This window comes from Shivajiella indica (genome assembly GCF_042683085.1).
Taxonomy (GTDB): Bacteria; Bacteroidota; Bacteroidia; order Cytophagales; family Cyclobacteriaceae; genus Shivajiella; species Shivajiella indica.
Window position 1 is genome coordinate 275,166 of record NZ_JBHUIV010000018.1, and the last position, 26,139, is coordinate 301,304.

Here is a 26,139-nt window from a genome sequence, read left to right on the forward strand (position 1 = left end):
ACAAGAGCTTTAGACCTTACGGATGTTTTTCATAAGGTCATCCTTATATAATTTTCCAATGGGGATGACTTTATTGTTGATTTCAAGGTAAGAGTCAGCTACTGCATCCAGTTTTCTCAGGTTGACAACAAAAGACCTGTGAATCCTTATAAAGTCTTTGTTGGTGAGTTTTTCGCAAACTAAATTCAGGGTATTGACGACCAAATAATCCTGGTTGGCGGTATGAATATGGCAATAGTTCCTTTCCGCCTCGATGTAAAGGATATCTTCCAGCATAATTTTGATCAATTTGCCATTGCTGCGGATAAATATCCTGTCTTCCAAACCTTCAATCAAAAGATCCTGCTCTTCATCTGGAGTCTTTTTTTCCTTTATTTTCTCCTCCACTAAGGCAATAGTTCTTTCAAGGTTAAGTTTGTTGAATGGCTTCGAGATAAATGCATAGGGATGTGTTTCCTTGGCCCTTTGAAAAGAGGCTTCATCAGAATTTGCTGTGAGGTACACCAAAGGGATATCCCAGGTTTTCTGAATGGACTTTGCCGCTTCTACCCCATCAATTTTACCTTTGAGTTGAATATCCATTAATATAATATCAGGATGGTTCTCCCGGGCATGGTTGACGGCGTCTTCACCACGGGTTTCAATACCTGTAACTTCATACCCAAGATTGCTGAGCTGAAGCGAAATGTTTGCAGCGATGATCATGTCATCCTCTACGATCAAAATTCTGGGTTTTTCTGTCATGCAGCTTTACCAAATTGAAATTTAAAAGATACGTTTGTTCCCGAATCTGAAGACAAAGTCATTTTCCCGTCCAGTTGTTGGGTTAATAATTTAACCAGTTGGGTGCCAAAACCTGTTCCTTTTACCCCTTTATTTTCCTCAAAGCCTACACCGTCATCAGATACCCTCAGATGAAGGTGGTCATCTATCTCAGTCAGACTGACGGTTAGTTTCCCAGGTTTTTTTTCAGGGAATGCATACTTGAGCGAGTTAGTGATCAGTTCATTGACTATTAATCCTATAGGAATGGCCTTATCCACATCCAGTTCCAATGATTCCATTGGGCATTCCAAAGTGACCCTTCCTGTTGCATCAAAGGTATCAATAATATAAGATCCAAGATGCATAAAATAATGCTTCATTTCTATTGCGGTAAGATTTTCCCCCTGATATAAATTTTGATGGATCATGCCTATACTTTGAACCCTGTTCTGACTTTCCGCCATGAAGTTTTGGAGTTCAGGATTATCAGTTTGTTCTGTTTGCAAAGAAAGTAGGCTGGAAATTGTCTGAAGGTTATTTTTAACCCGATGATGAATTTCTTTGAGCAAAAATTCTTTTTCCCTATTCTGCTTTTCCAGCAGTACGCTATATCTTTTCTTTCGGAGAAATAATCTATAGAGTAAAAATAGAAAAAGGACCAATAATCCGGCCAAAGTCAAAATGAAAAGTTGCAGAACCTTTTGCTGCTTGAGTTTTTCCAGTTGTAAGGAAATCGTATTTTCTTTGGAATTAACATCCATTCGGGTTTGTATCTCTGCTATTTTATTGTCTGCTGTTGCGTTAAATACTTTTTTGTCCAGTTCATGGAATACTTTATAAGCTTCATAAGCCTCATTCATTTGTTTGTTGCCTCCAAAAGATTTGCTCAATTCAAAATAAATCAGACCTAAATAATAATCATCTCCAAAATTCTCATCTGCAATCCGAATACTTTGCTGTAAATAACCGATGGCATCTTGAAATTTTTCTTCTTCATTTTTTAATCTTCCAAGAGAGAGCAGTGACCTGATTACCATAAAATCGTTCTCTAACAACTCTGCATATTTGAGTGCCTGTTTTCCAGTTGAATCCGCTTTTTCAAATTCCCCCATTTTGGTATACAGATCACACAAGGCAATGTAGGAATCGCTGAGGTTGTTATAAAACCCATATTTTTCGCCAATTTGGACTGATTTAAGGAAATAAGGAAGTGCATCTTCAAACCGGTCCATTCCCATCAGGTTGTTGCCTATGACATGTAAGGTGAAATCGAAATCCATATCCAAAATCCCTCTTTCTTCAAATAAATCCAGGGATTTTTTTCCATATTCTATACCTTTTTCATATTTCCCCTGTTTCCAAAAAAGATTGCTCATATCGGAATAGGCCATAGCTTTTGCTTTTTTATCCTGATATTTCTCTCCCAATTCAAGGGTTTTCTCGGCAAATTGGAAAGCTTCCCCCAATTCCCCTCTTCGTTCAAAGACATAGCCCAAATTGGTCAAGAGAAGCCAGGATTCCTTTTCGGGGATTTTATCCAAGGCGCTTCTCAGCACTAATTCAGCCATGTCCAGTTCTTCCATTCTAAGCAGGATAGCCCCCTCTGAAACCTGTAGCCGACCTTCCCACAACCTGTTTTCTGATTTTCTGACTTCCTTCAGGCCCTCCTGAATGATTTCCAAAGCTTTTTTCAAATTCCGGGTGTGGTAGTAATACCCTAAATCATTGTATATCCTGAAACGAAGGGTTACATTTTTAATTTCCGGAAGGTTGCGCTCCAAAATATCAAGGTATTCCTCTCCAAAATCATCATTTCCCACAAAAATCTGCTTATACTCTGGAATCCCATTTTTGAAGGTTATCTGAGCAAGGAGCTGAATATGGATAAAAAAAAGCAAAAGAAAGAAGTACTTCTTCATTTATTAAAGATAGGATAAAAAGCCTTTGAAAATCAATTATTTGAAGTTTAAAATATTTTTTAGAAAAGATAATATGGGTGTTCGGACATTTTAATGGCAGGTTGGTCCAATACCTTTTGGGGAAACGAGGAATTCGGTAGAGATTGATCATGTAATTTTTAAAACAATCGAAATCAATATCACTATGAAAAGAATTAGTAATTATTTGGTCATTCTTACGATGGGTTTAATCCTGAACTGGACTTTAGGATCAACTTTGACCGCTCAAACTGAACCACTTGGCCATTTGATGTCGGTCACGGAATTCACTGTAAAGCCTGGGCATGAGATGCAGTTCAGAGAAGGCATTAAAGCCTGGAAGGCCTGTTACATAGAAAATAAAGGAGAATGGACCTGGAGGTTGTGGAGCAGACAGCAAGGTGAAGGAAACGTTTATGTCTTGGCTTCAGATATGGCCAATTGGGCTGAAATGGATAAAACCGATGAATCAGGGAAAAATTGTCAGATGCTTGCCATGAACTTGATCAATCCCCATATCGAAAAAGCCACAAACCATATGACCCGATTTCAACCGGGGATCAGTAATAGTAACCCCTTGGAAGGAGAGATCATCCGGGTTAGTTTTTATAAACTGAATTCAATAAATGGATATAAAATGATGGAAGTGGTAAAAGAGGTGGAAGAAATCCGTAAAAAAGCAGGTTTGGACATTCGGGGCTATTGGTATAGTTGGGTAACCGCAGATCCTGAAAGCCCCAATTATCACGTAGTAACGGGCTTCAAGGATTTTGCAGCTATGGATGTTGTTCAGGAAGGGGTTTGGCAAACAGTAGAAAAAGAGGTAGGTAAGGCTAAGAGAGATGAACTTCAAGCTGCTTTCAGATCCTCTTTGGAAAGCTCATGGAATTACGTTTTTAAATTGGATAAAGACATCAGTCGGCCAAGCAAATAATTGAATTGAAAAACCCTTATTTAATTAACACAGAGAATTTAGTTGATAAGATCGGGCGGCGGCAAATTGGGTGAATTTTTTGCCAATGCCCGGTTTTTTTTAAGATTAATTCTCCTCTGGGGAAATAAATCCATATGCTGGGAAAAATTATGTCATGCTTCGTCCCTGATGCTTTTTTAATACTGAAATAAAGAGGTAAATCCTGTTCAAATACTTACCAAAACAAACAACAAATAAAATGAACATGAAAAACTATTTCCGCATAGCGACCGCCTGTATCGCTCTTTCTCTATTTAGTGTAGCATGCAGCTCACCTGCTCCCGAAGAAGCGGCTGCTCCAGAGGTAATTACAGCACCCGTAGCTGAAGCACCGGATATGGCTGCCATTAAAGCTGAAATCCAGCGATTGGAAACTGCCTGGGCTGCCGCTGACAATGCTGGAGATGTCACGGCATTGCTTGCTTTCTATTCTGATGACGCTGTAAGTATGGCAGGAGATACGCCAATGGCTGTTGGCAAAGCCGCTATTCAAAAGGAAATCGAGGCAAGTATGGCTTCCAGACCTGCAGGTACTACAACAAAATATGAGACTATGGAAGTATTTGGTGATGATAAGATTGTCACTGAAGTAGGCAAAATTACTAGAATGGATGCTTCCGGAAAAGTCACTTCCACCGGTAAGTATATGGCAATCTGGGAGAAGAGGGATGGAAAGTATGTCTGCATAAGGGATATCGGAAATAACGACGCGAAAGAAAACTAATCTCTTTAAGTAAATTCTATGATTCAGAAAACCGGGGGCTTTTCAAAATGCTCCCTGGTTTTGAATTCATTTTGAGTATTTAAACTCAAAATTAAAAACACTCCGATTCTTTTCTGACAATTTATTCAATACGCATCCATGAAGACTTTGATAGGAGTAACTCTTTTATTTTTCATTTCATTTCTGGGATTTTCCCAGGGGATTATTCAGGGTAAAGTCCAGGACTCTCAAGCTAAAGACATGTCTTTTGCCAATGTGCTGCTTTGGAATAAGCCTGATTCATTGATGGTCAAGGGAGTTATTTCGGACGAATCCGGTAACTTTATTTTCACCGAAATACCCAAAGGTGAATACTATGTGGAGGTACATATCTTGGGATATGCCAAAACCCATTCACCGGTTTTCAGTTTTTTGGGGACAGAAAAAAATAATATGGCAACCATCATTTTACATCAGGAAGACCAAAACCTGGAAGAAGTAACAGTAGTAGCCACACGGCCATTTTTTGAGTTGGAACAGGGTAAAATGGTAGTCAACGTAGCCAACAGCATTTCAATAGCAGGTTTATCTGTTATAGATGTGTTGGATAGGTCCCCTGGAGTCATGGTCAACAGGCAGAGTAATTCTCTTTCCATTTTAGGAAAGAATGGTGTGGTTATCCTCATGAATGGGCACAGGTTTCGAATGCCTATAGAAGCTGCCTATCAGATGCTGGCAGGCCTAAACTCCAGTGATGTTGAAAAGATCGAAATTATCACCGTACCTCCTGCCAACTATGATGCTGACGGTGATGCAGGGTTTATCAATATCGTGATGAAAAAAGACAATGCGATGATAGGGACCAATGGTTCTCTGGTCATCGGCCAAGGCTATGGATCTGGTTATAATGGCAATATGAGCTTCAGCCTCAACCATCAGGGACCCAAATTCAGTTGGTTTGGGATTTTGTCTGCAACTTATGTAGATCAGGTACAGGAATGGGAAAGTTTTAGAGGTAACAACAATGGATTTGAAGACATTAATATCGAAACCTACACCGATCGTTTCGCTACAAGAAAGGCCATCAATTACCAGGCAGGATTTGATTACAAATTAGCAACCAATACCATAATCAGTGGCTTGGTCAGCGGCTATAATAACAGGTGGGACCTTACAGCCCCAAATGTTACCAAATCCATTTATTCCATCTCTCCAGATACTTTATTTAAAATGACAACGGTGGAAGTAAATAGATGGAGTCATATCATGGGTAATATCAATCTCCAGCATACTTTCCAAAACGGACAGGTCATTAGTACCAACTTGGATTATCTGACCTATAAAAATTCCAATCCGTCCCGGTATACTATTATGGAATACAATGAATCCGATGATTTGATAAGTTCTGAGGAATTCAGAATAAGCAAAGACACCCCAATTGACCTTTGGGTTGCAGATATCAATCATTCCATGAAAATAGGAAAATCAGTAGCTGTGGAATCAGGTCTTCGAGCTACTTTTTCAAAATTCACCAATACCATTGTGTTTGAAGAAAAATTGGCTTCGGATTGGTTCTTTAATCCTGATTTCAGTAGCGATGGCCTTCTAAATGAAGATATTCTGGCTGCTTTCTCTACAGCAAAAATTGAATTTGATGACAAGACTACCTTAAATGCAGGATTAAGATACGAGAATACCAAAACCAACCTGACTACTGTTTCAGGAGAGGAAATCGTTGACAGACATTATGGAGATTTTTTTCCAACAGCATTTTTATCCAGAAAAATCAATACCGACAACCTGATTCAAGTGTCCTATGGGCGGAGGATAACAAGGCCAACATTCAATGAAATGGCCCCATTTGTGATGTTCTCCGATCCATTTTCTTTTTTTGCAGGTAATGAAAACATTCTGCCTACTTATACAAACACCTACAAAACAGATTATTCCTACAAAAGCTGGCTATTCTCTGTACAATATAGCTTGGACAAGAATTTAATTGCAAGATTCCAACCTACTTTGGATGAAGAGACAAATACGGTATTCATAAGAACGGAGAACCTTGACCGAATGCAGACAGTCTCCATGATGATGGCTTTTCCTTTAAAAGTAACTTCTTGGTGGGAATCCCAAAACAACTTCACAGCAAATTATCAAAGACTCAATTCAGAGCAAAACGGAGAAATTTATGAAGTGGATCAGAAGGGTTTACAGGTAGTATTGACCAACACCTTCATGCTTCCAAAAAAATACACCATTGAGTTGGTTGGTTATTATATTTCGCCGACTATCAATGGCTATTTTAATTGGCTTTCAAGGGGGTTTGTCAATCTCGGAATACAAAAAGACTTTGAAAAATCCGGTGTATTAAGGGTCTCCTGTAATGATATTTTTGAAACAAGCCAAATGCGATGGAAATCATTTGAAGGTTCTAATTTGGAATTTTCAGGCAGGTTAAAGTTTGAAAAAAGGGTGTTCATGGCCACCTACACTTACAAATTTGGAAATAACAAGATCAAAGGAACGAGGAACAGAAAAGTAGGATCCCAAGAGGAACAAAGAAGAGTTACGAATTGATCATTTTTTCATTGGAAAAATAAATCATTGCCTTAGGACAGAAAAGGTGTGGTTTCGTCCTTGATGGTTTCGTGATGAATAAAATAAAAATTAGCTTCAATTTATAACCAACAGACTTTTGGATTGGCAAAAGATAAGCCAAGCATGTTGTTATTTCAAAAAGTATTAGTTATCAGCGGGGTAGCCGAAAAACACCTAGAGTAGGCAAATTTTAAACAAAAAATAATGAATTCAGAAAAACCAGAGTACTTCTCCCTTAGACCTGAAGTGGAAAAAGCTTACGGATATTCCCATGCCGTCAAGATTGGGAACAGTATCAAAGTTTCGGGGGCCGTCAGCATGGATGATGAAGGTGGGCCCACTGCTGTGGGTGATTTGCTCCAGCAGATGAAGAACTGCTATTCGGATCTGGAAAAGGTACTGGCGCACTATGGCTGCTCCTTTGAAGATGTGGTTGTAGAGAATGTATTTACCACAGACATGCCGGCATTTTTGGAACATGCTGCATACCGGAATTCCATTTATACGCAACATTTTCCCACAGGAACCTGGTTGGAAGTCAAAGGCTTGGCCTTGCCTGAATTCTTGATCGAAATCGAATTGGAAGTGCATAAAGCATAAGGACGATCTTTCCCAAAGTTTGGAACTTAGTGAAAGATTAAGAAGGAAATTAACAATTAAACCCAGTGAAAATCCTATGAAAACACATGAAGAAAACTTAAAAAATGCCACAGAAAACAGGGCTATTATAGCCGGGCTTTATCAAGCTTTTTCTACAGGGAATATCCCAGGAGTTCTTGGGGCCATGGATGCAAACATCCACTGGAATGAAGCCGAAGGCAATGCCTATGCAGATGGCAATCCGTACATAGGACCTGAAGCAGTATTGAATGGTGTTTTTGCCCGTATTGGTGCAGAACATGAATATTTTAATTTAAAGGATATCGAACTCCACGAGATGTTCAATGATAAGGTATTGGCCACCTTACGATATGACGCCAAATCCAGGAACGGGAAAAGTTATAATGCCCAAGTGGCTCATTTCTGGACTTTGAAAGACGGAAAAGTGGTTGCTTTTCAACAATATGTAGATACCAAAAAATTGAGTGAGGCTTTGAATTAATGATACCTGTCCCGTATCTGAAAATCGGGAATTCTCAACCAACAAAAAACTCCCCATAAACCACCTTCAAAAATCTATGGCAAAAAACCTAACAATAGTACCGGATAAACCCAAAGCATGGTTTTTGCTTTTTGCTTGGGCTTTCCTGATCCTTTTTGCAGGAAAGTTTGTCATTCACGATGCCTTGCCCTATTTCGGCTTTGATGAAAAAGTTTTCGGTAGGTTCTGGACTATGAAATGGCCACTGATAGGCCATATTTCAGGGGGATTATTGGCTTTGGTCCTAGGCCCATTTCAGTTTTGGGAGGGTTTCAGAAACAAGCACCTGAAACTCCACCGTTGGATGGGTAGGCTCTATGTGGCAGGAATTCTGATCGGTTCTTTAAGCTCCATTACCCTTGCTCTTACCACGGGACTTGCTATTAATTGGGCTTGGGCTTTATCCTTGATGGTATTGGCTTTTGTCTGGATTTCTACCTCCGGAATGGCACTTAGATTTATCCTTTTGAAACGGACGAATCTGCATAAAGAATGGATGGTCAGGAGCTATGTTGTCACCTTTGCTTTTGTGTTTTTCCGTTGGCTAACCAGTCAACCCTTCTATTATGAATTGGGAAATTTTCCAGAGACGGGAACAAATGCTATTTGGGTTTCATGGGCCATCCCATTGTTTATTACTGAGATTATATTTCAATGGAATAGAAAAAATTAAGTTGAAAACTGATTTAAAAAAAGACAAATAACCTCAATGGCTATGACCTTCTTAAAAGGATTAGTAGTTTAAAAAGTATGAAAATTCAGTAGAGATTTAGACTTAATGGTATTTATACATTTTAAAGTAATATAAACTATAATGACAGTAATATAGGTTTTTATTCTGTATAAATAAAAATTTATTATAGAATATTCTGATTTTATTAAAAAATATTTAAATTACTTCTAATTTATTTCTCTGCAATCCGTTCCATGTAAAACCACAAACTCACCAGGCACTATGTTAAAGAAAATCATTTTCGGAATCCTAATCCTCCTGATTGTAATCATTGGAGGAATTGTTGTTTATGTCCAACTGAATTGGAATAAAACCTATGATATTCCCTATCCGGATCTTCAGGTCAGCATTGACTCCACCGTTATCGAAAGAGGGAAATACCTGGTTCATGGCCCTGCACATTGTTCCAATTGCCATGTCTCCACTATTGCAGAATTTATTGCGGCAGATGCAGGAGAAAATATTCCCTTAAAAGGAGGAGTTGAATTCCCTTTTCCTCCACTTGGGGTCATGTATACAAAAAATTTGACGCCCGATCCAACTACCGGGATAGGAAGGTATTCTGATGGACAGCTCTTCCGGATGATGCGTCATGTCTTGAAGCCGGACGGGACAGCTACCTTGTCGGTTTTGATGCCTTTTTGGGATATGGCGGATGAAGATTTGATAGCAGTGGTCTCTTATTTGAGAAGTCAGGCCCCGGTAAAAAATGAAGTCAGGCAAAATGAGTGGACATTTATAGGGAAAGTTGTAAGGGTGATTGCTCCTGCTTTTCATCCAATAGAAAAACCCTCTCCGCCTAAATCCGCACCTCCAATGGCTGCTACCATAGAAAGAGGCGAATACCTTTCCAGATATGTAGCCAATTGTGTGGGTTGTCATACCAATAGGGATTTGAATACTTTTGAACCGATTGGCCCGGAATACGGTGGAGGAATGGAGTTTGAACCTTGGCCTGAGTTTGCACTTGCAGTGGGTGGTGACCCTGAAGTATGGATGCGTACACCCAATATCACCCCGCATCCCAACAGTGCTTTGTCAAAATTCAAAACTGTGGATGAATGGAAGGAAAGATTCCGTCAGGGAAGGTTGATCAATATTTCACAAATGCACTGGGGGCCTTTTTCCAGGATGACGGATGAAGACCTGGAAGCACTTTACCTGTATCTGACAAGTTTGCCGCCTTCCGATTATGATGCGGGAGAATTGATGTTTAAAAAATAAGGTCATTATTGATTTTATAAATAAGCTGTGGCAATCCTCCTGGAAAATTACAACAACTCGAAAAAATCCGAACATTGACATATATTATTTTGACAGAAGACATATAAACCATTTAAACCTGACACTATGAAAAGAAGAACGTTTATCAAAAATTCATCTCTGACAGCTTTGAGTATTAGCGCATTTGGATCCATTCAATGGAATGGCAAAAGCTTTGTTGGGGACACTCCAACGACCACTGACATTCTTGGACCCTTTTATAGGCCGGGCGCACCAATGAGGAGTGATATTATTCCACCTGCTTCCAAAGGTATTCCGATGAACTTAATCGGGACAATTTTTAAAGAAGATGGAAAAACTCCATTGAACAATGTACTCGTTGAAATTTGGCAATGTGATGAGAATGAACATTACGACAATACTTCTGATAGTTATTTATTCAGGGGAGCAATAAAGACTGGCAAGAACGGAAAGTATGCCTTCAGAACTATTGTTCCAGTTCCCTACAAATCTGACCCGAATAATGATGAATCTTGGCGACCGGCCCACATACATATGCGGGTTTCCGTTGCCGAACAACAAGACTTAATTACGCAGATTTATTTTAAAGGCGATAAGTATAATGAAACGGACACATCGGCATCTTCTCCGCAGGCTGTGAACAGAATTTTGAACATTGTCAAAAATTCATTAGGGGAGAATACAGTCACATTCGATGTTGTTTTGAGTAAAGAATTTCCGCTTGACAAGGAAGTATACAATAAGATTACCGGTCTATACAGGATGGACAGTAACAATACCCTGGAGTTCATAAAGAGTGACGACTTATTATTCATGAAAAGAAACAGTCAGTTAATCGCAAGTTTTAAGTACATAGGCAACAATACATTTGAATCTGGGAATGGATCTACAAAAGTAACCTTCGAGTTGTTACCCAAAGGGGATGCTAAAGTGGTCGTTACCACGCGGGACAACACATACACAGGTGAGAAATTCTTAAAATACAGTGATGGATAATCTTAGGTAAAGTAGTTTGAAACAAAGATGAAAGCGGCCAGCCCACAACAATGTGTATAGTGCATAAGGGTTTCAGAGGTTTTCGGGCGATATCATCCGCAACAATTTTGGGTGGTAATTTGATAGGTTTGATTTCCTCATTCCCTTAGGACACTATACAATCACCGCTCTGTTCAACCAAGACTTGGTGTCTTTGAGCCTTTGTGGCCCTACATTTTGATTAGGCCACGAAGGCACGAAGACGCTAAGATGAAATTATCCCAAAACATTTCAAAGTTTTATTATTAGATGATTCTACTATTCAAATCTGTTATATTTTATTCGGAATACGCTAATTTTTTCAATTGATATATGACTAAAACCCTCATTCACAACCAAAGAATTTCCTCTATCGATCTTGTCAAAGGCTTGGCGATGCTCATCATGGCATTGGACCATGTGCGGGATTTTGTGCATGCCCCGGCTTTTTTGTTTAATCCGGCAGATCCCACTCAGACGACTTTGGCGATCTTCTTTACCCGATGGGTCACCCACTTCTGTGCCCCGGCTTTTAGTTTTCTGGCAGGACTTTCAGCCTATATGGTTGGGAAGAGAAAATCAAAAAACGAATTGTCAGGATTTCTCCTCAAAAGAGGATTTTGGCTGGTTTTTATAGATTTGACTATAGTAGCATTCGGTTGGTTTTTTGACTTTCATTTTGGGACAATCAATTTGAATGTCATCGCATCTTTAGGAATCAGTATGATTGCTTTGGCAGGATTAGTACATCTCCAAAGAAATTTATTAATTATTTTCAGCCTTGTGCTGATCTTGGGGCATAACCTTCTTGACGGGATCCGTTTTGATGAATCCATCGCATGGGCAATCTTCCACTACCAAAACATATTCTTTCTCTCAGATGACCTCATGTTATTGGTGGCTTATCCGATCATTCCATGGATAGCCGTGATGTCATTGGGTTATTGTATGGGTGGCTTTTATGAAAGGTCTGTTGGTCAATCAAAAAGAAAATTGACATTCAACTTGATCGGGGCTTTGGCAATCGTCCTGTTTGTTGGAATGCGGTGGACGAATATTTATGGTGACCCAAACCCGTTTGAACATTTTGGTACATTTTCAAAAAGCCTTGTTTCATTTTTGAACCCTACAAAATACCCGCCTTCACTTTTGTACCTTTTAATGACTTTGGGCGGAACTTTTCTGGTCTTAGCCAATTCTGAAAAATGGAAAGGAAAGTTGGTGGATTTTGTCTGTACTTTCGGAAGAGTACCTTTCTTTTATTACATCATCCATATCTATCTCATCCATTTGATCGCCATTGGTTTGGCTGCCTTAACTGGCTTTATTTGGGAAAAGAATATGGTTTTAGCAGCTTGGGGTGTCATTGATAACCCAATCCCAGGTTACGGATTTCCACTTTGGATGGTTTATACAGTTTGGATTTTTGTGATCTTGGTATTGTATCCAATTTGTAAGAAGTTTGACAGATATAAACAGGGGAATAGGGATAAATGGTGGTTAAGTTATTTCTGACTTATCAAAATTGGGATTTACAAAAAGGGGAATGATATTAAGATGGGCGTCATTCCGAGGCACGAGGAATCTCAAGAGGTTCAATTAGACGGTTGAATTACTGGAAAAGTATTTACCTTTTTTTTTAAGTCATCCTTTTCCTGAGCCTCGGGAGACCCTTCCTTCGTCAGGGTGACGGCAACTGCTTCGATGAGGTCAATGGTAGTTTGATTTCACCTAATAATTATTAATAGATTTAAAAAAGAGAAAACACACACGGCTTAAAATATTTTCACTTATGAAAACAATGTTACTATCAATATCCTTTTCGCTGTTTATCAGTTCTGTCTTTGCCCAAGTCAGCTTTTCCACTGACCCAATCAGTGTCAATGAAAAACGCATTGAGCAGCGTATTTTTGAATTGGCAAAATATGGCAGAAACGAAAAAGGGGAGGGACAGCGGGTTGCCTACAGTCAAGGCGATATTGAAGGACGGGCTTATTTTATGGATTTGATGCGGCAGGCCGGGTTGGATGTTAGGATTGATTTTGCCGGGAACATCATTGGACGAAGGGATGGGAAAGACCCAAGCAAAAAGCCCATTGCTTTTGGTTCCCATATCGACATGGTGCCTAATGGAGGGAACTATGACGGGGCCTATGGTGCCATCACCGCCCTTGAAATCATTGAAGTCCTCAAAGAAAACAAAATCACCACCAATCATCCGCTGGAGGTCATCATCTTCCAAAACGAAGAAGCCGGATTGGTAGGCAGCAGGGCAATGGCAGGTAGACTGAAAATAGATGCTCTCGGCCAAATGAATGCCAGTGGCTATACAATTGCTGAAGGCACCAAAAGAATCGGGGGAGACCCTGATCGTCTGTCTGAGGCGGCTAGAAAGGAGGGGGATTTGGCGGCATTTATAGAAATCCATATCGAGCAAAGCAAGGTTCTCGAATCCCAGGGAATTGATGTTGCCATCATTGAAGGGATTGTGGGAATCGAGGATTGGGATATCACTGTGACCGGATTGGCCAATCACGCTGGAAGTACACCCATGAACGACAGGCAGGATGCACTGATTGCAGCATCCAAATTGGTGCTGGCAGTCAATGATGTAGTGAACAGTTATGAAGGTGCCCAGGTCGGTAGTGTCGGAAAAATATCAGTGCCTTCCGGTGCGCCCAACATTATTCCCGGAAAAGTAGAAATGAGCCTGCAGATGCGGGATCTTTCTACCGAAAAGATCATGAAAATGTATACCGATATTGAAAAACGGGCTCAAGAGATCGCAAAAGAGACCAATACCCAAATCGCTTTTGAACACCTCAATCTATCCTCAACACCTACATTCGCAAGTAAGGAAATCCAAGAGAAAATGATCCAAGCAGCGGAGTCTTTGGGGATTTCCTATATCAAAATGCAGAGCGGTGCGGGACATGATACCCAGGAAATGGCAGCTTTGGGACCGATTGGGATGGTTTTTATCCCAAGCAAGGACGGCATCAGCCACAATCCCAAGGAATATTCCTCCCCAGCGCAAATGGCCAAAGGTGCCAATGTGATGCTGCATACGGTTTTGTTGTTGGATAAAAAGTAGAGGTTAGCTTAGGAAACTTAAGTAGTTCCGTAGGAACGAGCGATGTAATAACCATGGGTTTTTAACCCGTGGTCGTGAAAAAAATGGTATAAAATTAAAGTCCCGTAGGGACGAACGATTTCAAGGGAATGACATTAAATCGGCCGTCCCTACAGGACTGGCAGAAAAGTCGATCTTATTTTCTACTTGTTGAAACAGGTGGTTATTATATCTTTCGTGCCTCTGGCACTTGGATTCAAGCCAATAAAATTTCTGCTGGTATCTTCAAACCCTTGTAAAGTGATTTTATCATACCTAATGAAAGTCTTCTTTTTCTGTTAAGGACCTCACTTACCCGACTTTGACTACCAAGAAATTTTTCCATATCTGCATTGGTTAATCCCATTTGCTCCATGCGAAATTTAATCGCATCAATCGGATCGGGTGGCGCAATGGGATAATGTTTCATTTCGTAAGATTCCACCAGGGTCACCAATAAATCCGATTCATCACCTTCAGGAGTGTCTTTTTTTGCGCCCCATAACTCCTCAATCCTGCTAATCGCATTATGATAATCTTCTTCTGTTTTTATTGGCCGTATATTCATCATCAACCTTTTTTAATAAAAGTTACCAATGAAATTGAATTTTCTTGTATCTTTTTATTTCATAAAGCTGAACCCGGTATGCATAAACACTTCTTAAGACTTCTTTTTCCAACTCTTCTTCTTGTTTTATTTTACGCAAACACTGTTTTGGCCCAGTCCAATCTAAAAGAAATGGCGGTGCAAGTGGCTAAAGGACTTCATTTGAGAAGCATAGGGCCTGCAGTAATGGGCGGAAGAATTGCTGACATTGCTGTAAACCCGATTCGTACCAGTACTTGGTATGTGGCAGTTGGCTCCGGCGGATTGTGGAAAACCACCAACAGCGGAACTACCTGGACCCCTGTATTTGATGCGCAGCCATCTTATTCCATAGGAACAGTTGCTTTGGATCCAACAAATCCTGAAGTGGTATGGGTAGGAACTGGAGAAAATGTAAGTGGACGTCACGTAGGCTGGGGAGATGGGGTGTATAAAAGTATGGATGGCGGTACTACCTGGAAGCAGATGGGACTTAGGAATTCGGAGCATATTGGAAGAATTTTAATCGACCCCCGAAATCCTGATGTGGTTTATGTGGCAGCCGAAGGTCCTTTGTGGTCCTCAGGAGGGGAACGTGGGTTATATAAGACCAAAGATGGAGGTAAAACCTGGCAATTAGCGCTTGCAATAGATGAAGATACTGGTGTCACTGATGCAGAATTTGATCCGTCCAATCCTGATATCATCTATGCTGCTGCTTATCAGCGCAGAAGAAAAACTTGGGCTCTTCTTGGAGGCGGCCCTAAATCAGGTATTTATAAATCCATGGATGGAGGCGAAAGCTGGAGAAGAATCAATCAAGGATTGCCTCAAGGTGATATGGGGAAAATAGGTTTGGCCGTAACTCCGGCTGATCCACAGCTAGTTTATGCGACCATAGAAGCAGATAATGCCAGCAAGGGATTTTACAGATCCACAGATAAGGGGGAGAGTTGGGAAAAACGCAACAGCTATATCTCAGGAGGAACCGGGCCACATTACTACCAGGAAATAGAAGCTTCTCCCACCAACCCTGACCTGGTTTACCAGATGGATGTATTTATACATGTGACCCGTGACGGAGGAAAGACTTTCAATTATGGCGAAACCGGAAGGGCTAAACACAGTGACAACCACGCCTTATGGATTGATCCTACAAATGGACAGCATTTGATCGTGGGGACGGATGCGAGTTTATATGAATCCTTTGATGAAGGGCTTACATGGAGACTTTTCCCGAATCTTCCAATCTCACAATTTTATAAGGTAGGACTGGATAATGCTGAACCATTTTATAATGTGGTGGTTGGAGCGCAGGATCTTGGAACTTTGTTAGGTCCTTCACGGACCACCAATTTGGAAGGCATTCTCAATCAGGACTGGTATGTCCCCTTAGGGGCCGATGGCTACGATGTGGCTTTCGATCCGAAAGACCCCAATATTGTGTATATGGAAATTCAGGAAGGCCAATTACATCGCCACAACAGAATTACAGGCGAAGTATTGAATATTCAACCAAAACCGGAACCTAATGAATCCCCTGAAAGATGGAATTGGGATAGCCCTATACAGATTAGTCCACATGATCACAAGACTCTCTATTTTGGATCCCAAAGAGTTTGGAAAAGTACCGATCGGGGTAATTCATGGACTCCTATCAGCGCTGATCTGACCACTAACCTTGGCAGGTATGAATTGGAGATGATGGACCGTGTGCCAAGTATTGATGCCTTATATGACAATGGGGCGATGTCGAAATTTGCTACTTTGACCACCATTTCAGAATCCACCTTACAAGCAGGTTTAATCTATACCGGTTCTGATGATGGTCTGATCTATGTGAGCGAAGACGATGGGAAGAATTGGAGAAAATGTGGAAACCTGCCCAAAGTTCCCGCACTGACCTTCATCAATAATATAGAAGCCTCTTCCCATGATGTGAATACAGTGTTTGCAGTGGCTGATGGGCACCAATTGGGTGATTATTCCTCCTATGTTTTCATCAGTTCGGATAAAGGCAAAACATGGCGTTCAATTGCAGGTGACCTGCCGGCCAAAACAATTGTATGGGTAATCAAACAGGATCATGTAGATGAAAATCTGCTTTTCATCGGGACTGAGTACGGTATTTATTTTTCAGTGAATCAAGGCATCAATTGGACAAAGTTACATGCGGGGGTACCAACTATTCCATTCCGGGATCTCGCAATTCATGCAAGAGACAATGATTTGGTAGGGGCAAGTTTTGGTAGGGGAATTTATGTATTGGATGATTATACACCTTTAAGGGAAATCAACAAACTGGCCAGTGCTGATGCAAATATGCTCTTGCCGGTAAGAGATGCATGGTGGTATGTTCCAAGTGTACCCTTTCAGGCAAAGGGAATGCCTTCCCAGGGATCTACCAGTTTCGTAAGTGATAACCCACCGTTCGGGGCTGTTTTTACCTATTATTTAAACGATCTACCCAATACTGAAAAAGCGCAGAGAAAGGAAAAGGAAAAAAAACTCAATGAGCAAAAGGCCAGCATTCCTTTTCCTGGTTGGGATCAATTGAGACGGGAGGCTATTGAAGAGGATCCAAGTGTTTTGCTTTTGGTTAGGGATAAAAATGGTGAGCCCGTACGTTGGATTGAAGGAGTAGCCAAAACCGGCTTACATCGCATAAGTTGGGATTTGAGATTAGCACCACCAGATCCAATTAATTTGACTGTTCCGGAATTTCAGCCCCCATGGGTAAGTGATCCTGAAGGGCCACTGGTAGCCCCAGGTAAATACAGTGTGGAACTTTTTGTCATGAATAATGGAAAATTAGAACCTCAAGGTGCTAAACAAGAATTTAATGTAAAGCCTGTATATCCAACAAGTGTTGATTATGATGAGATGGCGGCTTTTAAAAAAATAACCCATGAGCTTTCTAGAAGGACATCAAATGCTGCTGTTCAATTAGGAGAGGCTGGAGAAAAACTTCGCTTTATCAAGGTGGCCTTGACAAAAACACCACAAACATCTCCTGAACTATTTTCCCAATGGACAGCGCTTAATGCTGATTTGCATAACCTGAGAACTGTATTAATAGGTGATCAGGTGCTTCAAAGAAAAGATGAATCCACTTCGCCTTCTATCATGAATAGGGTTGGGTCGGTGATTTATGGTCATTGGAGCACAACTGAACCTCCAACAGCCACATACAGACGGAATATTGAAATTGCTCAACAAGAGTTTGATCAATATTTGAAGGATGTTTCGGCATTTTATGATAAACTGGCAGATTTTGAGAAAGAGTTGGAAAAGGCAGGAGCACCGTATACGCCAAATAGAAGAATGCATTGAAGGTTTGATTTGACCGGGTGGAAATCTAAAGACCGATGGAATGATAATATTTATTTGATTCTAAGTACTGATGATTCATTGAGAATAACTTTGTAGGTTTCTTCAATTATCTGAACTGGATCCCATCCGTTTTCCTGAAAAAAATAGAAATGATTTTGGGAGAATTTTCTCTGTAAGTACATGATTGAATGTAAAAACTAAAGACGATGAAAGGAAAAATAATTTTGGTTTTTTTGGCATATCTCCTTTATTCCTGTGGGAGTGGGACAGAAAAGAAGAGCCAATCTCAATTGCCAAATTTCGTATTCATATTTGCTGATGATCTTGGCTATGGAGATTTAGGTTGTTTCGGTGCAAGGGATATTGCAACCCCAAACATTGACCGGATTGCAGCAGAAGGCATAAAATTCACCTCTTTTATGTCCGCTTCTCCTGTTTGCAGCCCATCCCGTGCAGGCCTTCTGACAGGCCGGATGCCTCAACGGATGGGGATCAACCAAGTGTTTTTCCCAGAGAGTTTTACTGGAATGGACCCGGAAGAAATCACCATTGCAGAAATCTTAAAAGAAAGAGGATACCGTACTGCTGTGGTCGGGAAATGGCATTTGGGTCACCTTGAAAGATTTCTTCCTTTGAATCAGGGCTTTGATGAATACTTCGGGATTCCTTACTCCAATGACATGGCATCTGTGGTATATATGAGAGGAAATGAGGTGGAGGAGTACCAGGTTGATCAGCAATATATCACTAAAACCTACACAGAGGAGTCGCTAAATTTTATTGATTCTTCTGGGAACAATCCCTTCTTCCTTTACCTGGCCCACAACATGCCACATGTCCCAATTTATGCTTCACCTGAGTATCAGGGTACATCCGAAAGGGGCCTTTATGGAGATGTCATTCAGGAGTTGGACTGGAGCGTGGGACAAGTACTGAAAAAACTGGAAGAAAAAGGAATGCTTGAAAATACGCTAATTGTTTTTTCCTCAGACAATGGTCCTTGGTTAGTGATGGAAGACCATGGAGGTTCTGCAGGGCTTCTGAGGGAAGGAAAGCAATTCACTTTTGAAGGGGGAGTACGTGTGCCGACTGTTGCGATGTGGAAAGGAAAAATCGAGCCAGGGCTGGTTTATGAGGACTTGGCGACCCAGATGGACTGGTTTCCGACTTTCTGTAAAATAATAGGCGCAGAACTTCCCCAGGACCGGGAAATTGACGGAAGGGATCTAAGTTCAGTTCTTTTTGAAAATGGATCCAGGGAAGGGGATACATTTCTTTATTATATGCTTTCCAGTCAAGAAGGATATAGAGAAGGGGATTGGAAAATCAAACGTCCTTATGCAGGATTTGCCGGTTCTAGGGGTATGAAAAAAGTTGATGCTCACGACACGCTATTATTCAATCTAAGGAATGACCCTGGAGAAACCACCAATCTGGCAGGTGAAAACCCGGAGAAAACAGCACAAATGATGCGGGCAATGGAACTGGCAGTAAAGCAATTGGGGCCTTTACCGGAGAGTAAAGTAGTCAGAACACCAGCCGATAACAGTCATTTTGAATATTTGGATTCCAAGGAAAAGGCAAAAAATTGAGACTATCCCTTCAGTGAGTTTATTAATGCATTTTCTGAAAAATTCACTCCGGGAAAGAAATTTCACTGATTGGGAAAGTTATTTATAATTTTCGTCCCTGTCCGGCTATCTGGATGCATTTGATTTTTTATCTTATTGAACAGGAAAATTGAATTTTCAAAAATATAAGATATGACATCAAAATCCCTTAAGCTTATCCTTGGTCTTTTTTTTGGAATCTTTTTCATATTAGAAGGAAATGCTCAGTCCGCCATCCAGTACGATATGGTGTTGCAAGGTGGTAGGGTGATCGATCCCGAAACCAAACTCGATGCTATCCGCAGTGTAGGTATCCAAAATGGACGCATAGCGATGATCAGTTCCGAAGCTTTGCTAGGGAAGGAAATTATCAATGTTAGTGGAATGGTGGTAGCTCCAGGATTTATTGATTTGCATGTGCATGGCGTAAGCAATCTGGAACAGGAATACCAATTGCACGATGGAGTCACTACGGCCTTGGAACTTGAATGGGGGATTGAACATACCGGTGCCTGGTATGCTTCACGTCAGGGAAAAGCATTGATCCATTATGGTGCAAGTGTTAATTGGCCTTATGAGCGCTTGAGGGCTACGGGAAGGTATCAGGAAGGAGTGGAGGAGCTTTTGAATATGATTCGTGCTAATGAGCGAGGAATTGCGTCCTTTATTCACGTTGCAGCCCCTTCCTTTACGGAAGATCTTACACCAGAAGAAATGAGCCAAACCCTCACCCATATCAAATCTTCCTTGGAGGAAGGAGGCATAGGAATAGGGGTGCCTATTGGGTACTTGCCCGGCACAAAGCCGGCTGAAATGTATAGCGTTTTTGAAATGGCCGGTCAAATGGACGCCTTGGTTTTTACGCACAACCGCCAACCCAATATTTTGGCAACTCAGGAAGTAATCGCCAATGCAATTGTGACCGGTGCTCCTTTACATATAGTCCATATCAACAGCATGTCGCTGGGGCAAATTGATTTTGCTTTGAACATGGTCAGTGCAGCTGCTCAAAAAGGCTTTGACATCACCACAGAATTATATCCTTATACCGCCGCCTCTACTGGCCTGATGATGGCCATGTTTGATGAAGGTTGGCAGCAAAGATTGGGCATTGATTATGGGGATTTGCAGTTGGTGGCTACTGGGGAAAGATTGACTGAAGAAACTTTTGCAAGAAATAGAAGAACCAATCAAGTGGTCATCATGCATATGATGCAAGCTGAATGGATTGCAAGAGGAATTGCAGCGCCAGGCGTGATCATCGGATCAGATGGCATGCAATATAGTAAACTCGCCCATCCCCGTACTGCAGGGACTTTTTCGAGGATATTGGGAAAATATGTCAGAGAAAATCGGGTGCTGGACTTGAATACTGCAATTGAGAAAATGACCCTACTTCCTGCAAAACGCCTAGAAGGTATAGCGCCCATGATGCGGTTCAAAGGAAGAATTCAAGTTGGCGCAGATGCGGACATTACCGTTTTTGATCCAAATAACATTATTGATAGAGCGACCTTTGAGGGCGGTTTGGAATTTTCCGAAGGAATTGAATATGTATTGGTAAACGGAACCTTCGTGTTGAAAAATGGCAAGACTGTTCCCAATGTTTTTCCTGGACAAGGGGTATATGGGAAGTTTAAGAAGTAATTAGAAAACTGAGTATTAAAAATTCCGGAAGTTATCAAAGAAAAATTAGATTAAAAAAGAGAGTGGAACAGCAAAATGATGTCCAACCTTATTTCCAATACCTCTTATGAAGAGACTATATATTTATTTACTTTTAATTGTAGTTACAACTCCATTTGCATTTAGTCAAACAGGAAATGAGCGTATATTCTATTCTTCGTACAGGCCTCAGGGTTGGGATATTTGGATTGCAGACAGCCAAACAGGGAAAATTGATCAGCTTACTGACCATGATGCTCTAGAATATAACCCGGCAATTTCCCCAGATGGAAAATGGATAGTCTTTACCTCTGAGCGATTGGGAAATCCAAAAATATTCATCAAATCTCTGGATGAAAAGAGCGAAACACGACTATTGATCAATCATGATTCTTCCATGCAAGATCAGGCGGTAATTTCTCCTGATGGAAATTGGATTGTATTCACTTCTACCCATGAAGGTCAATCAGATATTTACAGGCTACCTTTTCAACCCTTTGAGACTTTAAATGTTGCAGATGCTATAAACCTTACGCGTCATAAAGGAGGTGATTTCAGGCCTTCATTTTCACCAGATGGGTCGCAGATCATATTTTCCAGTGATCGGAATCACCCCATTAAGACTCACCCAGTTTTTGTCTTTGCTATGCGGCGAACGGGGGATGTCTATAGCATGAATATCGATGGAGAGAATTTAAAAAGGTTGACAAATAATGATCATTGGGACGGAAGTCCCTGTTATTCAAATGATGGGAAGAAGATATTTTTCTACAGCGGTCCCAGAAATTCCAGTAGAATATATTCTATGGATACTGAGGGCGGAAATCAGACAGCAATTTCTCCTGAAGGAATAAATGCCAATTCACCTTCCATATTAAACGATTCGACTTTAGTCTTTACATCATTCCAAAATAGTGAGTTTCGGCTATTGAGGTTGAACCTAAAGACCAATCAAGTAGATTCTATGTTCAATTCCACATCAAATTTTTTAGGGGCAAAAGCCAATAAAAATGGATTTATTACCTTTTATGGAGGTCAGGCCCCTTCGGAAATGGCTTACAATTTAGGCGGATTTGAAGGTGATTTGTTGGTTAAAGGATCTCCTTATTCCATAGATCTGAACGCAAATAAAGTTGATCTGTACGCAGTTCGCAGGGCATTTGCAGCCCCTCCAAATCCCACTGATCATACGCTTATTTTTGATAACACCGAGGTGAGAGGCTTGTCAGACGCAATGACTTATTGGGCCTATTGCCTTATAGTCATAATAATTATTTATATTTTATTTCTTGGAATAGGCAATCGAAACCTTAACAATGCCAAAGAAAAACCTGGGGCGTTCCTTTTTTTCAATACCATAGCTGTTGCAATTCTTGCATTGTTGGTTTTCGTCCTTTATTATTTCTTTTTGGATCAACTTGCTCCAATCAATACTATCCGGGTTTATCTTGGGGTAGTAGCCCTATTTTTAGCCATAAGCATTGGTTTCACTCATAAAAAAAGAACTAGGACTTTGTTCGGACAATTAAGAAATATAATGCTCTTTAATCTTGCGAGCACACTTTTTATAATCATTGTTCTTCCTCGGTTGATCCAAATTCCCATTCATTTTTATGAGGTAAATTATAAGACAAATGAAGTAACCTCAATTTATTCTTTTATCAAGCCATCAAATTATAATCCTTTAAATGGGATGGTTATTGATACCAAATTTAATCCGGCCGGAACCGATCTGATTTATTCTGTGGGCAATTTCAGAGGTGGACCATCAAATCAGGGAGATGTCTTTTCACTTAATTTAAGTTCGTTGGAAACAACAAGACTAACCTTTTCGGATTTCAATGACGGGTTTGGAGATATCACATCTGATAACTCAAAGATTGTTTTTAGAAGTGGAAGATCAGGCTTTTTCGATATTTACTTACAAGAAGGTAAAACCATTCAAAACCTCACCATGGATGAGCACAGAGACAATTTTCCGATCATATCTCCTCAAGGGGATAAGATTGTTTTCTGCTCGGATCGCTTAGGTGCTGACATAGAAGGCAAAGTGAAAACAATGGATTTATTCCTTTCTTTCCTCAATAAAGATGGAACTTGGAGCAAACCAAAGAGAATGACCGATGATGTTGGTCAGGATGCCCATCCTCACTTTTCCCCGGATGGAGAATGGATCATTTATTCCTCCGAAGAAGGTGGCATAAATGATGAAGAGCCATTGGTTCAATCTGTGATTTTTGGGCCCCAGATTTATGGTGAAATTTTTGCCATTCACATCGATTCGGATAAAAAAATCAGACTGACCCATAATAAATGGGAGGATGGAGCACCTCTTTGGGCCAAAGGAATAGGAAAGGATTAATGTATGATTCAAAATAACTGACATTAAAACCAAAAAACGATCAAAGTAGGCCTATAAAATTGACCATTGGTTGTAAATTATAATCCGAATATGGAATCGAAAAAAAAGAAAGGCATTGACCGCAGGGAGTTTATTGAGATAAGTGCAAAAGGTGCCGCAGGTATTGGACTTGCCTCGCTTTCTGTCCTTCCCGGTTGTGCGGATAGCGGATCAGTCAAAACAGTTTTTGGAGCCTGTTATCATGATTGTCCCGACCGTTGCAGTTGGAAAATAACCTCAGTTAACAATCAAGTATTGGATTTTCAGGCGAGCAAAAACGATCCCTATACGGCGGGTAAGCTTTGCAACAAGATGGTCACCTTTCCCAATGATGTCACTTTCCATCCTGAGCGGATTTTATCACCATTGAAAAGAAATGGGCCAAAAGGAAGCGGTGAATTTGTTAAAATCAGTTGGGAACAGGCCATCAGTGAAGTAGCCGCTAAACTAAAAGATATCATTGAGCAAAAGGGGGGAGAAGCAATCCTTCCCTATAGTTTTGGCGGAAATCAGGGAATGGTTCAGGGAGGAGCCATTTCTAATAAATTTTTTGCTAAAATCGGTGCCAGTCAATTAGATAGAACAATATGTGGAGATGCTGCTGTAGCAGGTGTTTTGGCTACAAACGGTCAGACCACCGGCGTCCTGCCAGAAGATATTATTCACAGCAGATACATCATATTGTGGGGTACAAATCCTATGCTTTCCAATCAGCATTTATGGCCTTTTATCCAAGAGGCCAAAAACAATGGGGCAACAATCGTTACGGTAGATCCATTTCAGTCGAAAACTTCGGAGGAATCTGATTGGCATATTCAGCCTCGCCCGGGAACAGATACTGCCCTTGCATTGGGTTTGATACATGTTATTCTAGCTGAGAATCTTCAGGATCAGGAATACATCGATAATTACACTTTAGGCATATCCCAGTTAGAAGCACATGTGCAAAAATATGATCCTGTAACGGTGGCTCAAATCACCGGACTTGAAGAGGAAACCATCATTTCCTTAGCAAAAGCATACGCCACAAGTTCGCCTTCTCTGATTCGTATACTGATTGGGATGGAGCATCAGGTTAACGGGGCGAGTGCTTTTCGAGCAGTGGCTATGTTACCTGCATTGACCGGTGCATGGAGACACTTTGGAGGTGGACTAATGCATATGACCTATGAACTTTTTGGCGAGGCCCTCAACTGGGAAAGTATCAACCTCCCTCCGGCATTTACCGATCAAAAAACCCGGTCGATCAATATGGTGGAATTGGGAAAGGCATTGAACGACAAAGAATTAAATCCCAGTATCGATGCACTTTTTGTTTATAACTCTAACCCCGCAGTCACTACACCCAATCAAAATTTAGTCCGTAAAGGTCTAGAAAGAAATGACCTGCTCACTGTAGTTTCTGAACATTTTTTGACAGATACGGCCCGTTATGCTGATTATATATTTCCGGCCACGAGTGTTCTTGAAAATTGGGATATACTCGATTCTTGGGGAACCCCCTATCTGAATATCAATGAACCTGCCATAGAACCGTTGGGGGAATCAAAGCCCAATTCAGAACTGTTCAGACTACTGGCTCAGGAAATGGGATTCAAAGAAGCCTACTTCTACGAATCAGATCTCGATATTGTAAAAAAGACCCTTGATAGCAATCATGAATATATGAAAGGCATTTCCTTTACTTCGCTAAGAAAAAGAGGAGGGCAAAAGCTAAACCTTCCTGCGAAGTGGATGCCACATGCTGAAGGAAATTTCAAAACCAGCTCTGGGAAGTGCCATTTTTATGATCCTAACTTGGAACAAGCACTTCCAGATTATATTCCATTCCAATACAGCATAGAAGAAATAAAGCAATACCCATTGCATTTATTGACCATCAAAACCCCTAAAAATTTCCTAAACAGTAGCCACGCCAACGTCAATCATATCCTGGAAAAGGAGGGGAAATTCTATTTGGAAGTCCATCCGAAGGATGCTGCCATGCGGCAAATAGCCGATGGTGATGAGCTCAAAGTATTTAACCAAATAGGCAGGGTGTACATAACAGCACGCATCAGCAATAAAGTGCAGCAGGGAGTTGTTTGCATGCCACAAGGATTCTGGCCTTCACTGTTAAAAGGAGGGTCCTCCGCCAATGCTTTGACAAACCACTTGCTAACGGATATGGGTAGAGGTGCTGCTATTCAGGAAGCAAGAGTAGAAGTGGAGAAAGTGTAAATTGGAAATATCGCCCAGGTATGGAGCGCTTTTGAGATTAGAACAGATCGGGAAGTACCAACCAATATTCGGGGTTTAAATAGTATCCAGCTTCATTATGAAA

General features: G+C 40.8%; 18 protein-coding genes. 15 read left to right on the forward strand and 3 right to left on the reverse strand.

Annotated features, from left to right (window positions below):
• Positions 1 to 9: 9 nt before the first annotated feature.
• Together ACFSKV_RS13890 and ACFSKV_RS13895 are read right to left on the reverse strand one after the other, a co-directional pair.
• On the reverse strand, positions 10 to 744 hold the full coding sequence (locus tag ACFSKV_RS13890) for a LytR/AlgR family response regulator transcription factor (RefSeq protein WP_380803865.1): 735 nt from the start codon (positions 742 to 744) through the stop codon (positions 10 to 12).
• Complete coding sequence (locus ACFSKV_RS13895) at positions 741 to 2,684, reverse strand: tetratricopeptide repeat-containing sensor histidine kinase (RefSeq protein WP_380803868.1); 1,944 nt, start codon at positions 2,682 to 2,684, stop codon at positions 741 to 743. The genes ACFSKV_RS13890 and ACFSKV_RS13895 overlap by 4 nt, the downstream gene beginning before the upstream one ends.
• Before the next feature lie 184 nt (positions 2,685 to 2,868).
• Here ACFSKV_RS13895 and ACFSKV_RS13900 point away from each other — a divergent pair, with 184 nt between their 5' ends.
• The 10 genes from ACFSKV_RS13900 to ACFSKV_RS13945 all read left to right on the forward strand — a co-directional run bounded on the left by ACFSKV_RS13900 (position 2,869) and on the right by ACFSKV_RS13945 (position 14,203).
• A complete protein-coding gene (locus tag ACFSKV_RS13900; protein ID WP_380803871.1) occupies positions 2,869 to 3,636 on the forward strand; it encodes a hypothetical protein in 768 nt (255 codons plus the stop codon).
• 244 nt (positions 3,637 to 3,880) lie between these two features.
• On the forward strand, positions 3,881 to 4,399 hold the full coding sequence (locus ACFSKV_RS13905; protein ID WP_380803873.1) for a YybH family protein: 519 nt from the start codon (positions 3,881 to 3,883) through the stop codon (positions 4,397 to 4,399).
• A gap of 138 nt (positions 4,400 to 4,537) precedes the next feature.
• Positions 4,538 to 6,955, forward strand: coding sequence for a TonB-dependent receptor (locus tag ACFSKV_RS13910; protein ID WP_380803875.1), 2,418 nt, complete (start codon positions 4,538 to 4,540; stop codon positions 6,953 to 6,955).
• A 225-nt stretch (positions 6,956 to 7,180) separates the two neighbouring features.
• A complete protein-coding gene (locus ACFSKV_RS13915) occupies positions 7,181 to 7,576 on the forward strand; it encodes a RidA family protein (protein ID WP_380803878.1) in 396 nt (131 codons plus the stop codon).
• Between the two features lie 76 nt (positions 7,577 to 7,652).
• Positions 7,653 to 8,078 carry a nuclear transport factor 2 family protein gene (locus tag ACFSKV_RS13920; protein WP_380803881.1) on the forward strand — a complete coding sequence of 142 codons (426 nt, stop codon included), beginning with the start codon at positions 7,653 to 7,655 and terminating at the stop codon, positions 8,076 to 8,078.
• Positions 8,079 to 8,154: 76 nt separating this feature from the next.
• Entirely contained in the window at positions 8,155 to 8,790 is a 636-nt protein-coding gene (locus tag ACFSKV_RS13925) for a DUF2306 domain-containing protein (protein ID WP_380803884.1), read from the forward strand.
• Positions 8,791 to 9,072: 282 nt separating this feature from the next.
• A complete protein-coding gene (locus ACFSKV_RS13930) occupies positions 9,073 to 10,074 on the forward strand; it encodes a cytochrome C (RefSeq protein ID WP_380803887.1) in 1,002 nt (333 codons plus the stop codon).
• 126 nt (positions 10,075 to 10,200) lie between these two features.
• The gene (locus ACFSKV_RS13935; protein ID WP_380803890.1) at positions 10,201 to 11,091 is read left to right on the forward strand and encodes a dioxygenase family protein; all 891 of its coding nucleotides are present in this window, start codon (positions 10,201 to 10,203) and stop codon (positions 11,089 to 11,091) included.
• A 351-nt stretch (positions 11,092 to 11,442) separates the two neighbouring features.
• Positions 11,443 to 12,624, forward strand: a complete 1,182-nt coding sequence (locus ACFSKV_RS13940; RefSeq protein ID WP_380803893.1) for an acetyltransferase domain-containing protein — start codon at positions 11,443 to 11,445, stop codon at positions 12,622 to 12,624.
• A 277-nt stretch (positions 12,625 to 12,901) separates the two neighbouring features.
• Positions 12,902 to 14,203: a Zn-dependent hydrolase gene (locus tag ACFSKV_RS13945; protein ID WP_380803896.1), complete on the forward strand. Its 1,302-nt coding sequence runs from the start codon at positions 12,902 to 12,904 to the stop codon at positions 14,201 to 14,203.
• A gap of 235 nt (positions 14,204 to 14,438) precedes the next feature.
• On the opposite strand, the gene ACFSKV_RS13950 is transcribed toward ACFSKV_RS13945, so the two are convergent.
• Positions 14,439 to 14,792 (reverse strand): helix-turn-helix domain-containing protein, encoded by a 354-nt coding sequence (locus ACFSKV_RS13950; protein ID WP_380803899.1) that lies wholly within the window; start codon positions 14,790 to 14,792, stop codon positions 14,439 to 14,441.
• Positions 14,793 to 14,867: 75 nt separating this feature from the next.
• Between ACFSKV_RS13950 and ACFSKV_RS13955 the strand changes: the two genes are divergently transcribed.
• The 5 genes from ACFSKV_RS13955 to ACFSKV_RS13975 all read left to right on the forward strand — a co-directional run bounded on the left by ACFSKV_RS13955 (position 14,868) and on the right by ACFSKV_RS13975 (position 26,036).
• Positions 14,868 to 18,140 (forward strand): WD40/YVTN/BNR-like repeat-containing protein, encoded by a 3,273-nt coding sequence (locus ACFSKV_RS13955; protein WP_380803901.1) that lies wholly within the window; start codon positions 14,868 to 14,870, stop codon positions 18,138 to 18,140.
• A 206-nt stretch (positions 18,141 to 18,346) separates the two neighbouring features.
• A complete protein-coding gene (locus ACFSKV_RS13960) occupies positions 18,347 to 19,732 on the forward strand; it encodes a sulfatase family protein (protein WP_380803905.1) in 1,386 nt (461 codons plus the stop codon).
• 171 nt (positions 19,733 to 19,903) lie between these two features.
• Positions 19,904 to 21,397: an amidohydrolase family protein gene (locus ACFSKV_RS13965; protein WP_380803908.1), complete on the forward strand. Its 1,494-nt coding sequence runs from the start codon at positions 19,904 to 19,906 to the stop codon at positions 21,395 to 21,397.
• A gap of 106 nt (positions 21,398 to 21,503) precedes the next feature.
• The gene (locus ACFSKV_RS13970) at positions 21,504 to 23,777 is read left to right on the forward strand and encodes a TolB family protein (RefSeq protein ID WP_380803910.1); all 2,274 of its coding nucleotides are present in this window, start codon (positions 21,504 to 21,506) and stop codon (positions 23,775 to 23,777) included.
• 90 nt (positions 23,778 to 23,867) lie between these two features.
• Positions 23,868 to 26,036, forward strand: a complete 2,169-nt coding sequence (locus ACFSKV_RS13975; protein ID WP_380803913.1) for a molybdopterin-containing oxidoreductase family protein — start codon at positions 23,868 to 23,870, stop codon at positions 26,034 to 26,036.
• Positions 26,037 to 26,139: the final 103 nt, after the last annotated feature.

Bases quoted from the DNA above. Each gene is read 5' to 3' on its own strand.
- ACFSKV_RS13915 (WP_380803878.1), top strand. From the start codon at position 7,181: ATGAATTCAGAAAAACCAGAGTACTTCTCCCTTAGACCTGAAGTGGAA.
- ACFSKV_RS13955 (WP_380803901.1), top strand. From the start codon at position 14,868: ATGCATAAACACTTCTTAAGACTTCTTTTTCCAACTCTTCTTCTTGTT.
- ACFSKV_RS13940 (WP_380803893.1), top strand. From the start codon at position 11,443: ATGACTAAAACCCTCATTCACAACCAAAGAATTTCCTCTATCGATCTT.
- ACFSKV_RS13900 (WP_380803871.1), top strand. From the start codon at position 2,869: ATGAAAAGAATTAGTAATTATTTGGTCATTCTTACGATGGGTTTAATC.
- ACFSKV_RS13970 (WP_380803910.1), top strand. From the start codon at position 21,504: ATGAAGAGACTATATATTTATTTACTTTTAATTGTAGTTACAACTCCA.
- ACFSKV_RS13965 (WP_380803908.1), top strand. From the start codon at position 19,904: ATGACATCAAAATCCCTTAAGCTTATCCTTGGTCTTTTTTTTGGAATC.
- ACFSKV_RS13920 (WP_380803881.1), top strand. From the start codon at position 7,653: ATGAAAACACATGAAGAAAACTTAAAAAATGCCACAGAAAACAGGGCT.
- ACFSKV_RS13960 (WP_380803905.1), top strand. From the start codon at position 18,347: ATGAAAGGAAAAATAATTTTGGTTTTTTTGGCATATCTCCTTTATTCC.
- ACFSKV_RS13975 (WP_380803913.1), top strand. From the start codon at position 23,868: ATGGAATCGAAAAAAAAGAAAGGCATTGACCGCAGGGAGTTTATTGAG.
- ACFSKV_RS13895 (WP_380803868.1), bottom strand. From the start codon at position 2,684: ATGAAGAAGTACTTCTTTCTTTTGCTTTTTTTTATCCATATTCAGCTC.
- ACFSKV_RS13950 (WP_380803899.1), bottom strand. From the start codon at position 14,792: ATGATGAATATACGGCCAATAAAAACAGAAGAAGATTATCATAATGCG.
- ACFSKV_RS13925 (WP_380803884.1), top strand. From the start codon at position 8,155: ATGGCAAAAAACCTAACAATAGTACCGGATAAACCCAAAGCATGGTTT.
- ACFSKV_RS13910 (WP_380803875.1), top strand. From the start codon at position 4,538: ATGAAGACTTTGATAGGAGTAACTCTTTTATTTTTCATTTCATTTCTG.
- ACFSKV_RS13930 (WP_380803887.1), top strand. From the start codon at position 9,073: ATGTTAAAGAAAATCATTTTCGGAATCCTAATCCTCCTGATTGTAATC.
- ACFSKV_RS13905 (WP_380803873.1), top strand. From the start codon at position 3,881: ATGAAAAACTATTTCCGCATAGCGACCGCCTGTATCGCTCTTTCTCTA.
- ACFSKV_RS13890 (WP_380803865.1), bottom strand. From the start codon at position 744: ATGACAGAAAAACCCAGAATTTTGATCGTAGAGGATGACATGATCATC.
- ACFSKV_RS13935 (WP_380803890.1), top strand. From the start codon at position 10,201: ATGAAAAGAAGAACGTTTATCAAAAATTCATCTCTGACAGCTTTGAGT.
- ACFSKV_RS13945 (WP_380803896.1), top strand. From the start codon at position 12,902: ATGAAAACAATGTTACTATCAATATCCTTTTCGCTGTTTATCAGTTCT.